Source organism: Paenibacillus sp. fava2, from assembly GCF_058313675.1.
The window spans coordinates 5,153,599-5,167,537 of sequence record NZ_CM177755.1; the positions used below are offsets into that span (position 1 = coordinate 5,153,599).

Here is a 13,939-nt window from a genome sequence, read left to right on the forward strand (position 1 = left end):
CCTAATTCTTCCGCAAACAACGATATTAGTAATATAGTTGGAAAAAAGGCACTTAAATCTGCCGAATTCGCCTATTCGCGGGATAAGTCACTGAAATAAGTAGCATATTTCCACTTAGTTGCTTGCAAAAGTGAAAATCGATAGATTTAAGTGTCAAAAATCCAACTAAATTCCACCGGCCCCTCCTTTCAGAGTAACTATCCGCTCAGAATCGGCCGGCGTAGAACAAACTGGGCCACACAGCCTGCGTCCCCTCCCGGGGAAGGCTGGTGATGCTGCCGCTGGATGCTCCCGATCAGCATTTCCGAAGCCATCGCCCCCATCCGCGCAACACTCTCGTCCGGCATACCGGGAAAAGGTACTACCGCTGCCGGCATTGCACTGGCACCCTCACCAGTACGCTCCCGGCCAACCTCCGCCAGTCTCGTACCCCCATCATCTGCATCATGCTCACCAGTTAACACCAGATCAGTACTCTCACTACCTACTTTATCCAGACAAACCTCCGCCAGACCCGTACTTCCGCCATCTGCCTTATGCTCAGCAGTTATCACTAGACTACTACTCTCACTATCTACTTCTTCCCAGCCAACCTCCACCAGTCTCGTTCTCCCGCCATCTGCCTCGTATTCTCCAGATATCACAAGACCATTACTCACACTCCAGCCGTCTCCCACCAGATTGTTATTCTCACCACCAGCGCTTTCCCCGCCAACCTTCGTCTGCCCGGCACTCCCGGCATCCGTTTCATGCAGATCCGCCGCCATCTCACTCCCCCCGCCCGCAACCGGCTCATCCTCCACCAGCACAAACGGATAGCTCTCCTGCTGCAGGAAATTTACGACCGTGCTGCTCCGGCGGGCTGAGAGCAGGATTGCACCGTCGGCCCGGCCGCCCTTCAGCAGCCGGGAGACAGCCTCCAGCTCCTCCTGTTCCCCATTGCCGGAGGCGATCTGGATGTCGTAGCCCAGCTTGCCGGCGCCGGACACAATCCCCCGGATCACCTCCATACAGTAGAGGTTGGCCGGCCATATCTCTGCCGTGTCCGGCAGCAGGACACAGATACAACGGGTCGTCCGCGAGACCAGGTTCTGGGCGATAATATTCGGCGTATAGCCCAGCTCCTCCATCGTCTCCCGTACCCTGCGGGAGGTCTCCTCACGCACATTGGCATGGCCCGATAGAACCCTGGAGACGGTGGATACGGAGACGCCCGCACGGCGGGCTACCTTTTTCATCGTAACCGTCATAGACACTAGAATCAGCCTCCTCTCCGACACCACTCTCTCAACTTTCATGCCCTTAATAGCACTCCTGCTGTGTCACTCTTCTCTGTTTTCAATCCGCTAGCCTGCGCTTTAAGGCATTCTGCCAACCTCATTACTGACTGTACCCTGCGCACATCCATACATCGTGACACTTCGCCGTATCCCTACCCCGTTCTTCCTCCGTCTCCTAACACACCGGAGTGAGCGGGGTGACGGATATGAGTATAGTGGGATGCCAGCCACCTCCCATAAGACAATCCCGCCCCGCGCAACGGATTGCGCGGGGCGGACAATAAGCGGATTATTTTACACTGGTATAACGGCTGTAGGCTTCGGTACGGATCTTGAGCAGCTTGTCGAGCCCCATGTCGTTCAGCTGCTTCACATAGGCATCCCAGCCCTCATCGATATTGCCCTTGCTGATGAATTGGGCGCGCATCGTGTTCACATAGGAATCAATGTCGGTGGTTAGCGTCGGCAGCTCCTCGAACTCCTCGGCGGTGTACATTACGTTAGGGAACGGCTCAGTCACATACTCACTGCCCAGCTTATCGAGCTGCAGCTTCAGACCGTCACCGGATTCTGTGCTCAGTACGATCTTTTGCTCAAAGTCCGGGCTGACATATTTCGGACCGAAATCACGCAGCGACTGCTCCCAGTACCAGGCGTCGGCGCTGGTTCCGGCAGGCGGGTCCATCAGCGTATAGGTGCCGTCATCATTTTTCTGGATAACCGTACCGATTGCGCCCCAGAAGTTCTGGATGCTCGCTTCATCGGTGTAGAACTGGTCCGCCCAGCGTGCGGCGATTTCCGGCGTTTTGCAGGAGGAGGTGATCAGGAACTCGTTGCGGGCCAGGTTCATCCCGTTCGGATTGCCGATCGTGTAGCGCTTGCCGTCCGGTCCGGCGATTGGCGGAATTGTTACGTACTGGTCGCCCCATTTGCCGAATACGGCATCCGGTGTCCACTGGTAGGAGAAGCCCACTACCGGAGCGTCCGGGTTCTGGAACTTGGCCGATCTCATCGTGTCGTCCTGGGTGAACAGCTCCTTGTCGAGCAGGCCTTCGGTGTATAGCTTATTTTCCCATTTCAGGCCTTCCTTGTATTCCTCCGAGGTCGGGTAGTATACCGCTTTGCCGTCCTTCACCAGCATGTTATTGTTGTTGAGGTCGGCGATGCCGAACGGGCTGATCAGGTCATTGCTGACTTCAATATACGGAATTTCATCCGCCTTGCCGTTGCCGTTCGGGTCCTGCTCCTTGAACGCCTTCATTACGTTGTACAGCTCGTCAATGGTCTCTGGTACCTTCAAGTCGAGCTTGTCGAGCCAGGTTTTGTTAATCACCGGCTGGCGGGAGCTTTTTGGACGCGACGGCAGTCTCGCTGGCAGAGAGTAGATTTTACCGTCCGGGAACGTGCTGATCTTCTTCATATCCGGCGTCTCTTCCATAGCGGCCTTGAGGTTAGGCATATACTGGTCGATATAGTCATCCAGCGGACGGAAATAGCTCAGGTTGTTCACGATATCGGAATCCGAGAAGGTCTGATCCCCGATCACCACATCCGGCAGCGTGCCGCTGGCCAGCATGATCGATTTTTGCTCGCCCCAATCATTGGAGGACATGACCTGCCAGTCGATTTTTACATTCGTATTCGTTTCCAGATCCTTCAGCCACTGGTTCTGCGTGAATGTATCGCCCATACTGCCCCAGCGCACAGTCAATACCTTCAGCGTTACCGGCTCGCTTACAATCGGCAGTCCTTCCTTGTTGAAGCTGCTTGTATCACTGTTTGCAGCATTGTTCTCCCCGTTGCTGCTGCCGCAGCCCGCGAGTCCGGCAACCATTACGGCTGCCAGCAGGCCGGTCGTCAGCTTTTTGGCCGAAGCTTTTTTGCCCTGTTTGACCATTGTGTAACTCCCCCGTTTCTTATGTGTGCATATTGACTTTACATGTCTAATCATAACGGCTTGCAGATAGGCATTCCGGACGCTTTGCGGCCGTTATTCGGACCTCTGGCGCAAATTCGCCTCTTTTCCGGACATAACTCTCTCTGATCACCCGATTTTTCATAACACTTTCCAGACCTTTGTTAGCGCTTTCCGGACTTTGCGGCAAAACGCCTCCCTGTACTTATGTTTTTTTCGGGCAAAGGTTTTATAATGTTGATGTTACCTAAATAAAACGCATTCATTATTGAAATCGCGCAGAAAGGGACCGGTACGTACCCAGCCATGACCAAAAAAACAGCAGCACCCAAGCCGCTTCCCATCCGCCATTATGTAAGGGTTATGATCCTGATTGCCGTCATTGTCCTCATCGCGGATCTGATCATCAGCATTACTTCCATTATTATCGTCAGGCAGCAGTCCACCCGCTATCTCAAGGATACGGCGGCGCTGTACATTAACCGGATCAATCATGATTTCGCTTACATGAACCACTATATGGGCTGGACGCTGGCCAATGACGAGACGCTGAACACGATGAATGCCTATCACATTAACAGCATCGAGTTCCTCAAGTCCAACGCGAACCTGCACAAAAAATTTACCGAGCTGCAGAAGAACTACGGCCAGGAATATAATTTTTTCTACTATTTAAAAAATCAGTCCTACTTCCTGAATTGTGCGCCGATCAGCGTGAACTATCCGGACTATCTGGAGCTGAAGCGGCAGATCATCTCTTTTATTGATGACAAGGAGGTGTACGAAAAGTTCTATTCCAAATGGACGCCGATTCTGGTAAACGGCAAATATTACGTCATTAATATCGTCCCGTACTACAACCGTTATCTGATCGGACTGATCTCCGCCGACAACCTGATTCGCCCGCTGCGCGAGATTAATCTGGGGCAGAGCGGCTATGCTTCGCTCGTGGATGACCAGGGCACCGTGCTTTCCAGTCCGGTATCCAACAGCGGCAAGGCGGTTCGGGGTGAGGGGCGCTTCTCTCTGCTCCAGCAGCCGCGCACCACGATCAGCAGCGAGTTTTTGAATACAACATTTAGTGCGGACATGGTGATCAGATTCGGGACTTTTGAAAAGATTATGATCGCCCAGCTCCTGATCGTCCTGCTGTTCTTCATGGTGATCTCGTCGCTGTCAATCATTATGATCTTCTTCAACCGGAGGGTGCTTGGACCGATCCAGAGCTTCTCTGAGAATCTCGCCCGTATTAATGAAGAAAGCCAGCCGGCGGACTACAAGGGCAGCAAAATCATCGAGCTTGAGCAGGCCAACTCCCAGTTCAAGGATCTCGTCCAGCAGATCAAAACATTCAAAATTACGATGTACGAGCAGGAGCTGGAGAAGCAGCAGATTCAGCTGGATTATATGAAGCAGCAGATCAAGCCGCATTTTTTCCTGAACTGCCTGACCAGCATTTACAGCATGGCTCAAATTCAAATGTATCAGGAAATTGAGGATATGGCGATGACCACCTCGAAGTATTTCCGCTACCTGTTCCAGAACGGGGAGAACTTCGTGCCGCTGGAGAGTGAGATTGAGCATGTGCAGATGTATCTGGAGATACAGAAGCAGCGCTACCGGGACGCCTTCAGCTATCAGGTGGAGCTGCCGGAGGAGACGAAGAATGTTAAGATTCCGCCGCTCGTCCTGCAGACCTTTATTGAGAATTCCGTCAAATACGCCATCTCCCGGGAAAATGAAATGCAGATCACGCTCACGGTGCAGCGCTGTCTGCTGGAGGAGCAGATTACCGGAACACGGATCGAGCTGTCGGATAACGGGCCGGGGTTTCCGCCGGAGGTGCTGGAGAAGCTGCAAAGCGGACAGCCGCTCGATCAGACCAAAGGTACGCATATCGGCATTATGAACACACTGAAACGGCTGGAGTATCTCTATTACAATCTGGCCGATGTGACTTTCACCAATATTCCCGGCAGCGGCGCATGTGTCACTTTATACCTGCCCGATCTTCCGGAGCCTGCAGCAGAAAGGAAGTTAGATCTATGAATATTTTGCTGGTAGATGACGATTATTACGTAATTGCCGCCCTGCAGAAAAAAATCGACTGGCCGCAGCTCGGCATCGAAACGGTATATACCGCGAATAATGTGGCCCAGGCGCGCGAGATTCTGGAGAAGCATCCTGTGCAGCTTCTGATCTCCGACATTGAAATGCCGCAGGGCAGCGGCCTGGAGCTGCTGGCCTGGATCAGGGAGCAGAATCTCAGCGTTCAGGCGATCCTGCTGACCAATTATGCTGACTTCAACTACGCCCAGAAGGCGATTGAGCTGCAGAGCTTCGAATATTTCCTCAAGCCGATTGAGTTCGACAAGCTGATGCTGATCATCCAGAAAGCCGTCGCCCGCGCCAAGGAGCAGCAGAGCAATGAGGAGGCGATTCTCGGAGGCTACTTCTGGCAGAAAAACCAGTCCAAAAACCTGGAGCATTTCTGGCGCAAGCTGGTCAGCAGCAGCACCTCCTCTCCGGTTAAGCAGGCGGAAATCAGCCGTGCAATTGAAGAGCAGAATCTGTCCTATCAGATGGGCGATCTCATCCAGCCTGTCCTGTTCAATGTCTTCCCTCATAACGGCAGCATGGGCAAAGAAGAAAAGGATCTGTTCGACTTCGCGCTGCTGAATGTGCTGTATGAGCTGCTGCAGCATCCCGGCTACACGGTTCAAAGCATTCTGGAGGTAAAAGAGTACAACTGGATCGCCATCCTCAAATGGAACGAGCCGCCGCTGGACAATGCCTTACTGCAGGCAACCGGAGCTTCTTTTATCCAAAAGGCGGTGCCTTATCTAAAATGCGATGCCTGCTGCAATATCGGCCTTACAGGTGAGCTGCAGCAGGTCGGCAGCATCCTGAAGCAGCTGCTGAACATGGACGAGGAGCTGACGAGATGCCGGAATCAGACTTACCTGGTGGAGAACGATCTGCGCCAGCCAAAGTCCCCTTATACCCCGCCGGATCTGGCCCAGCTTGAGGAGCTGCTGAACCAGAACAAGCTGGCTGTTTTTCTGGAAGAGGCCACCTGCTATCTGCGCTCCATACTCAGCTATAAGTCGCTCGATACCTCGGTGCTCGGCCTGTTCAGGCTGGACATGGTGCAGCTGGTGTACTCTTTTCTCAAGCAAAAAGGCATCCAGGCCCACAAGCTGTACGCCGGCAAAACCAATGACAAGCTGCTGCTCCACTCCCTGCACTCCATTGAGGATATGGAGGAATACCTGAAGTACCTGGTCAACACGGCCATGGAATACCGCGACTTCGCAGACCAGCCCAAATCGATTGCCGAGGAGATCAAGCAGTACATCCACGAGCACTACGGGGACGACCTGACCCGCAACGATCTGGCGGAAATCGTCTACCTCAATCCGGACTATCTGGCCCGGCTGTTCAAGCGCGAAACCGGCATCTCCCTCGGCAGCTACGTCATTCAGGTGCGCATCGCGGCTGCCAGACATCTGCTGGAAACAACCAGCCTGTCCGTCTACACGATCGCCAGCAAAACCGGCTACTCGAACTACTCTTACTTCTCCAAGCTGTTCAAGCAGGAGGTCGGTTTGTCGCCGAACGAGTATAAGAAGGAGCAGCACGTCCATCCTCTTAACTTAAGTCAATGAACAAATACAGCCCCCGGTGTAAGATGAGCTCATCACAGCGCAAGGGGGATTTTTTATGAGTAACACAAGGGGTGGAATAACGGATCAGCGGACAGCGGCTTTAACAGCGGGGACAGGACTATTGATCATGGCGCTCGTTGCCGCTTTTTCATACGGCTATGCCCATTCAGCCCTTCTTACCGAAGGGAATGCACATGTCACATTACAAAACTTGCTGGCGCATAACAATCTCTTCCGTGCAGAGCTTGCCGGCTGGATCATCATCCTGGTGCTAGATATTATCGTCGCCTGGTCGTGTTATCTTTTCCTGAAGCCAGTAAATCAGCCTTTGTCCCTGCTGGGTGCATGGCTGCGGCTTATTTATTCTGCTATCTTGGGCATCGCGGTAATGAATTTAATATTTGTGCAATTGCTGACGAGCAGCACAGATTCGCAGGGTTATACCTCAGCCCAATTGGGCGTACAAATCATGCTTCATTTAAAAGCATTTGATGCCATGTGGTCCGTCGGCTTAATTATATTTGGCGGGCATCTGCTGATTTTGGGCATACTGGCGCTTCGGGCGGTTAACGTTCCGGGATGGGTTGCTGTTTTGCTGCTGATTGCTTCGGCTGGATATATTCTTACTCATGTATGTAAATTCTTACTTCCTGAATATGAGGGAATCGGGGAAATTGTTGAGAATGTCTTTATCATTCCTATGTCGGCGGGGGAACTGGGTTTTGCGTTATGGCTGCTATTTAAGGGAGGGAAAGAGCGGGCATAGAACGGCTAATCGTTATCCGGAGGAAATTCTTTTCTTTATTCTGCTGAGTGACTCCGGACTCATACCCAGATAACTTGCTAACTGATGCTGCGGGACCCGGCCGATTAAAGAAGGGCGCTTCATACATAACGCCTTGAAGCGTTCTTCAGGTGACGAAGCGATAAAGGCAGCGAAATCCGCTTGTACCCGGCTAAAGTTGGCTTCAACCATTCTGCGGGTCATCGTCTCCAGTTGACTATACTTGGCATACATTTGCTGCTCCGTCTCCAGACTGCCGATCACCATCACACAATCCTCAATACACACGAGGGTATAATCGGATGATTTATCCGTTTTGTGATAATTAAAATTAACGATGGCTTCCTCTTCCGTATAAAAATTCGAGGTAACCTCTCTCCCTGCTTCATCTACAGAATACTGCCTTACGCAGCCCTTCAGAATAAAGTAACAGTTACTGGTGACCTCGCCCTGTCTAAAAAGCACGGCTCCCTTTTTAAATTCTTCTATAACGATCTCGTTTAAGATCGCCTGTTGTTCTGCTTCGCTAAGGGAAGTCAAATCTGCCATATACTTGAGCAGGCTGTTTTTCATATGCGTCTTCCTCTTCGGACATTTTATAAGTGCTTAACGCTATTTTATGGTGAAAAGAGCCCTCTTTCAACGTTTATTAGGTGGATTTTCGCCACTTAATTTCACTATTTTTCTCACATTCTAATCATTAGGTGGAAATACGTCACTTAATTCAGCTCCAAACCCCCTCCTGGCAAGAAAACCGTAAAATGAAGTTACCTTTTTCCAACTAGATTTTCAAAAAGTCGGTTAGCCCCGGAATTAGGTGTCATTTTTCCACTTAGTTTGTTCAGCAAATAGATGCAGCCGAGTTAATAACCTCAAGTTATAATAAACTCCGGAAAGCCAAATACCCAAATAAGCAGTCCAAGGACGATAACCACCCCGCCTGCAGCTTTAAATAACACGAACTGGGCTCCTTGTGTGTACTCTCTAGACTTTACAGTGCTAAACGTTTTTGTGTTTACCTTCACCTTCTTCTGCCGGAAGATCAAGAAACCCGCTGTTACAAGAAATGAGCCTGTTAATATTCTTAGTACGATAACTAACATCTACATCCTCCCCTTACCATGCGGTAAAGCCAACTCCCGAACCAGACTTAAAAATAAAGACAGATTGCTGATAAACGGATCGAGCTCCACTCTTTCTTGATCATTCAGATAAAGGCAGATATGCCGCTCAGTCACCTCTACCTTATTTATTTGGTGAATAGCGATCTGCCTTTTTGTGAACAGAGTCTGGACAATGATTGTATCATCTGTAAGTGTATACACTCTGCGGAGTAAATAGATTACCGCTAGGACACTTGAAAATATAACTGCAAATCCGATCCACATTCCCGGTATATTCCTGGCGTTCACCCCTCTTACAGTTACCATAATTCCAATCAGTAAAATAACCGCACAACAGCCGTACAGCCATCTCTGCATTTTAAACCGTAACGGAAAAGAATAATCCCTTATGTGGACGGGCACCTCCCGGCCAGCCTTATTTACCAAGTACTTTGTTAAAAAAATAACTGTTCCTATTTCCTTCATCAGCCTATCCTCCTACCTCCCGCCATCCCGCTCCCGCACATACTCCGCAACCATCCGCTTGTTCTTCTCATCCAGCCGGAAGCCGATTCCGCGGAAGTTGATTACAGCACCGCCCATGCTCGCAGACAGCGCCACAATATCCCCATACGTAGCGACATTGCCGCCCCAGACCGTTTTATCGTAGCCTTTTTCAAATTCGGGCCAATCTGTGAATACCGGCAGCCACGGCTCCCCGTCCTCAACACCGAGGGAAGCAAACTGGATAACCGTTCCCTGCTGTAATATCTTCTTTCCCTGCACATCCGGGGCTGACGGCTGTTCTTCTTTAATCTGCATCGGCACCAGAAACTTTGCCTGAACGAGCTCATCCAGCATCCGGGCTTCCGCTGCCCGCAGAATCTGGCTTTTGCCCACATATTGCTGACGGGAATACATGGCCTGGAAGAAGCTCAGCATCGCATGCTGCAGTCCCGGGTTGCTTACAGGAATCTGGATCTCCGGCGTTCCGCTCCAATCCGGCGGCGGCAACAGCTCGTCCCTGGCAACCACAACCGTAAGCTGTCCGTTATCGACAAGCAGGTTACGGATACCGAGAAAATGAAGCTCTGACAGCAGCCTGCAGATGTCCTCTCTGCCCAGCTTTTTCATTTCCAACTGGATGAGCTGCTGCAGATAATAGTCGGCCGCATTCGCTGCGAACCTTTCCTCCGAGAATACCCATACCTGATCATTCATCCCAATATAGGGATAATTCGTGTGGACATCATAGGCGATATATAAATGCTCCGCATTCAGGATCGCATTTTTAATTGCCTCAAAAAGCCTCTGTTCATCCAGATGCTCCGCCCCAGGAACCCTGCCGTCCGCCGAATTACGGGCAGCTTGAAGTAAACCGATCAGGTCCTGGATTGTAAGTCCTTCGGCAGCTTTCATCGACATTGCAGACACAGCATGAATATTTCCTTCCAATCTGCCGTTGTTCCGATCATTGTTCATCTTCAGGTCTCCGTTTCATTTACAGGATATGGGTATCGCTTGTTATATTAATACACTAACCAAAGTCTGCTTACGCAGCATTCACATTGTTGTTACATAGGTAAAAAGGTATTATCCTCATAGGGCAGACTATCTGCCGTACCGTCGAGAACTTTCACATTGCGGATGTTTTCCCGTTTGATCTTATCACGCATGTACTCTCTCAGCCTGTCCGTAGGCTCACTAGCATAGACCTGTCTGGCCTGCTCCGCCGCCGCAAAAGCAAGCCGTCCGGTGCCGCTCCCCACATCCAGCACGAGAGCGTTTGTGAAATCTGCCAAATGAAGCAGATGCCGCTTATCCCAATCATAGATATAATTACAATTCCGGTTCATGATATCCGGGTAAGCGTACACCACAGAGGTTTCCATCGCCTGAAGGACAAAAATCTCGGCCTGGCGCACCTCATTAGCACTGAGCCCCTTTGCCGCAGAAGCAATGATCTGCTCAACATAAGGCTTACTCTCTGGACTCCTTTGGGCGAAGTACCAGGCAACTGCCGGATTATTGGCCAGCGCGGCTCCAAGGTTTTTTTCAAATTCGGCCCACTCCCGGTAATTCCGGCAGATCATCTCTATAATCCAGCGGTCCAGCAGCAGAAAACTGTTAAAGGAAAATTCCTCAGCATTTATCCAGTTAAATTTCATACACACCTCTCCTTGTACACATGCCTGGCGGCAGCTCTAGCCAACCTACCATCCATTATTTTACATAGAGGAAATAGCTGCCTTCAAGGGGGAGTTTGATTATAATCGTCTATCTCATCAAAAGCACGTTCCACTCACCTCTGCTTTAGCTGTTCAAGCTTCCCACGGTCGAACCCCTTCACTATTAGCCATACTGCCAGACTCATTTCATATACGCCTACTGGCAGGGCAATCATTCCTTTTACCGCAGACATAGGCTCTACCACACCGAACATTTCTAACAGCCCGGCGATGAATACCAGTACAGCAGTAACCATGCCGAAAAGCGCCAAGGGTCTTGGGACAATGCCCGTTCTGAACAGCAGATAGCTGTAAATTACCGTATTCACACCCAGCATGAAATTGGGACCCAGCATTGAGGTCCAGCGGTGAAAGGCCTGCAGCATATAGCCGAGCCCGTCAAGATTATCTACACTTTTCAGGCTGCCTGCCTCATAATGTACACTAAGCTGCAATAAACCCAGTATACTTACCACACCTATCGCAATCAGCACAGCCTCCATAAACCGGAAGCATAAATAGGCGAGTGCCAGATGTTCATTCCGGCGGCGGAGATACGGGAACAGCATCACTGCTGTACCCACTGCCGTCAGCACAAGCAAAAGATCGTTGATGACTCCGAGCAAAACCTTTGTCTTAAATCCGTCTACTACGGCCATATACCATTGTTCCGACAATACCGGCTCATATGAGATTACGGCGATGATTGAAGTGACGGCAGCTGCGATATACAAAATTCCGATAATGACTCCATTTCTTCTGTCTTGTGTCATATGCGCTTCCTCCTGTAAGTACAGTTTCAATCTATTGCGGTTTTCATTTCAAAACATTAAGCGGGGGTTACTATGGACCATTATGAAGTCATCGAGCGTGCATTAGTCCATATTGAGGACAATCTGGACCAGCCTTTGTCAGTAGAGTCGGTAGCAGACAGCTTCAAAATGTCCAAATACTACTTTCACCGGCTTTTTTCGGCCGTAACAGGCTCTTCCTTAAACAACTACATACTCTCCCGCAGATTGAACGCTTCCGTAGCGCTCATTCAATCCGGCAGTTCTTCACTGACCGATATTGCGTACCAGCTTAATTTTGGAGCCCAGTCCTCCTTCACCCGCGCTTTTAAAAGACAATTCGGGATCGCTCCCAGCGCTCTAAAAGCGCAAGAAGCAGACATCTCTCCAGTCCCTATTCCCCCGGTGGTCAAAAGACCCTTGAAAAACATCAACGGCGATGTTGTCACCGACTTCACCCTGACCGAGCTCGAATCCATCCGGGTAACGGGGATTGCCTTTGAAGTGGATCTTGCTGAAGATTACAAAACACAGATCCGCTCGCACTCGGCACAGCTGCTGCAGGCCATAGACACCACGGTAAAAGGTCCTTGCTACGTCATCTATTCCAACTGCCAGCCTGACTCCACCCGTTTCAAGGTTCTGTTCGGCATTCCGGCTGACTTCCGGCTTGACGGGCCTTTTTATTTCACTATTGATGTACCACAGCTCTTCTGTGCCAGATTCAAATATTCCGGTGATCTTCTGGATATTGGCGATGTGCTTAAGACCGATTATGCAAGATTTCTCAAGATCTCCAGGCAGGAAACCGAAGACTCCCACATCGAGCTCATCCAGGCGTTTGATGATGTCCATAATCTCCAATCCGCCTACCACATCTATGCACCTGTCAAAAAACTGCCGATTGATTCAGTGTCCTAACCCCTCCTGCTGCTGTAATCGTTGCTTTGCTAAATCCAAAGTAACACAGGCGCTAATGATCCACTTTTCAAATCTTGCTGTAATGACAAAAAGCCCTCTATCTCTGCCGGAAAGGCAGGATGGAAGGCTTTTTCAGCTTCAGGAGACAGCATTCACTCATTTAATTTTTTTTCTTCTTGCCCAGCCATTCTTGCTCCAGAATCCCCATCTCCCACAGATTCCAGAACTCGTTGCCGACTTTGCGCGCTTCCCGGAGCATGCCTTCTTTTACAAACCCCGCCTTCTCGTAGCAGGCAATGGCCGCATGGTTAAAATCAAATACACCAAGGCTGACCCTGTGTACCTTCAGCTGTCCGAATGCGATATCCAGAACCTGCCGGATCATCTGCTGTCCGATGCCAAGCCCCTGTAAATTTTTGTTTCCTACGATTACTTTTCCTATTCTTCCTGATTGATTTGACGGGTCCGGCGTTAAACTGATATGCCCGATGACCTCGTTATTCTCCGCATACACCACCCGGTAGCTTAGTGTATCACTGTTGATATAAGACTCTAATTGTTGTTCCGTTAAAGGGTAGCTGAACGTTTTCCCTCCCCACTGCACCATAAACTCCGGCGAATCAATCCAGGCAATTAATTGCCTAAAATCACTGCGTTCGAACGGCTCCAATCTGATCATAACGTTCCCTCCTCAATGGTATTGGCCCGTGACATGCTCATCTGTGTCCTGCAGCATTTTGGCAAGCAGCACAATCTGCCCGGCGTGATAGCCGTAATGTGTGGATACCTGGACAATCAGACGGCCAATGGTTCTTGTATCATAAGTTTCGCCGGCCCCGGCAGCACTCCGGTACATCCGGTTCCAGTCCTCCTGCCCATAGCGGATAATGACCTCCCGGGATAAATCGTCCATTGAGACAGCAGCCAATGCTTCTTCCGATTGTGACCGCGTATTGCGGAGAATACGGATCAGCTCCTCTTTGGGGATTCCTCCATCCGTTGTGAATTCACGGGTCCGCTCCCGGATGAACGGACTGTTTCCGATGGCGCTGACAAAGTTCTGATATTCATTGCCTGCCAGATGCAGACAGAGATTGCCTATGCTGTTCATGGAGTCCTTCGTTTTGGTCCACACCAGCTCATCGTTTAACAGCTTCAGGCTCTTCTCAATCCGCTCAAGCTGCTTGTTCATATCTTCTATAACATACTGGATTAGCTCGATCACAAGAATGCCTCCCTCTCTCCGCTA

Annotated in this window: 13 protein-coding genes; 4 read left to right on the forward strand and 9 right to left on the reverse strand. The window is 50.4% G+C overall.

Features of this window, described 5'->3' with window-relative positions; genetic code table 11:
- Positions 1–197: 197 nt before the first annotated feature.
- Positions 198–1,250, reverse strand: a complete 1,053-nt coding sequence (locus AC4G46_RS22810) for a LacI family DNA-binding transcriptional regulator (RefSeq protein ID WP_491128956.1) — start codon at positions 1,248–1,250, stop codon at positions 198–200.
- Between the two features lie 319 nt (positions 1,251–1,569).
- Positions 1,570–3,114 carry an extracellular solute-binding protein gene (locus tag AC4G46_RS22815; RefSeq protein WP_491128957.1) on the reverse strand — a complete coding sequence of 515 codons (1,545 nt, stop codon included), beginning with the start codon at positions 3,112–3,114 and terminating at the stop codon, positions 1,570–1,572.
- A 387-nt stretch (positions 3,115–3,501) separates the two neighbouring features.
- Here AC4G46_RS22815 and AC4G46_RS22820 point away from each other — a divergent pair, with 387 nt between their 5' ends.
- The 3 genes from AC4G46_RS22820 to AC4G46_RS22830 are packed head-to-tail and all read left to right on the forward strand — an operon-like array spanning position 3,502 to position 7,629.
- Complete coding sequence (locus AC4G46_RS22820) at positions 3,502–5,244, forward strand: sensor histidine kinase (protein WP_491124713.1); 1,743 nt, start codon at positions 3,502–3,504, stop codon at positions 5,242–5,244.
- The gene (locus AC4G46_RS22825; RefSeq protein ID WP_491124714.1) at positions 5,241–6,863 is read left to right on the forward strand and encodes a response regulator; all 1,623 of its coding nucleotides are present in this window, start codon (positions 5,241–5,243) and stop codon (positions 6,861–6,863) included. The genes AC4G46_RS22820 and AC4G46_RS22825 overlap by 4 nt, the downstream gene beginning before the upstream one ends.
- Before the next feature lie 55 nt (positions 6,864–6,918).
- Entirely contained in the window at positions 6,919–7,629 is a 711-nt protein-coding gene (locus AC4G46_RS22830) for a DUF4386 domain-containing protein (RefSeq protein WP_491124715.1), read from the forward strand.
- 12 nt (positions 7,630–7,641) lie between these two features.
- Here the strand turns inward: AC4G46_RS22830 and AC4G46_RS22835 are convergent, their stop codons facing one another.
- The 5 genes from AC4G46_RS22835 to AC4G46_RS22855 all read right to left on the reverse strand — a co-directional run bounded on the left by AC4G46_RS22835 (position 7,642) and on the right by AC4G46_RS22855 (position 11,751).
- Positions 7,642–8,220 carry a Crp/Fnr family transcriptional regulator gene (locus AC4G46_RS22835; protein ID WP_491124716.1) on the reverse strand — a complete coding sequence of 193 codons (579 nt, stop codon included), beginning with the start codon at positions 8,218–8,220 and terminating at the stop codon, positions 7,642–7,644.
- A 530-nt stretch (positions 8,221–8,750) separates the two neighbouring features.
- Complete coding sequence (locus tag AC4G46_RS22840; RefSeq protein ID WP_491124717.1) at positions 8,751–9,236, reverse strand: EbsA family protein; 486 nt, start codon at positions 9,234–9,236, stop codon at positions 8,751–8,753.
- Between the two features lie 12 nt (positions 9,237–9,248).
- Entirely contained in the window at positions 9,249–10,232 is a 984-nt protein-coding gene (locus tag AC4G46_RS22845; protein ID WP_491124718.1) for an SseB family protein, read from the reverse strand.
- Between the two features lie 92 nt (positions 10,233–10,324).
- A complete protein-coding gene (locus tag AC4G46_RS22850) occupies positions 10,325–10,918 on the reverse strand; it encodes a class I SAM-dependent methyltransferase (protein ID WP_491124719.1) in 594 nt (197 codons plus the stop codon).
- Between the two features lie 134 nt (positions 10,919–11,052).
- Positions 11,053–11,751 (reverse strand): DUF4386 domain-containing protein, encoded by a 699-nt coding sequence (locus AC4G46_RS22855; protein ID WP_491124720.1) that lies wholly within the window; start codon positions 11,749–11,751, stop codon positions 11,053–11,055.
- A gap of 72 nt (positions 11,752–11,823) precedes the next feature.
- Between AC4G46_RS22855 and AC4G46_RS22860 the strand changes: the two genes are divergently transcribed.
- Positions 11,824–12,690, forward strand: a complete 867-nt coding sequence (locus AC4G46_RS22860) for a helix-turn-helix transcriptional regulator (RefSeq protein ID WP_491124721.1) — start codon at positions 11,824–11,826, stop codon at positions 12,688–12,690.
- Between the two features lie 160 nt (positions 12,691–12,850).
- Here AC4G46_RS22860 and AC4G46_RS22865 read toward each other — a convergent pair whose 3' ends face one another.
- On the reverse strand, positions 12,851–13,369 hold the full coding sequence (locus tag AC4G46_RS22865; protein ID WP_491124722.1) for a GNAT family N-acetyltransferase: 519 nt from the start codon (positions 13,367–13,369) through the stop codon (positions 12,851–12,853).
- Positions 13,370–13,381: 12 nt separating this feature from the next.
- Positions 13,382–13,915: a DinB family protein gene (locus AC4G46_RS22870; protein ID WP_491124723.1), complete on the reverse strand. Its 534-nt coding sequence runs from the start codon at positions 13,913–13,915 to the stop codon at positions 13,382–13,384.
- Positions 13,916–13,939: the final 24 nt, after the last annotated feature.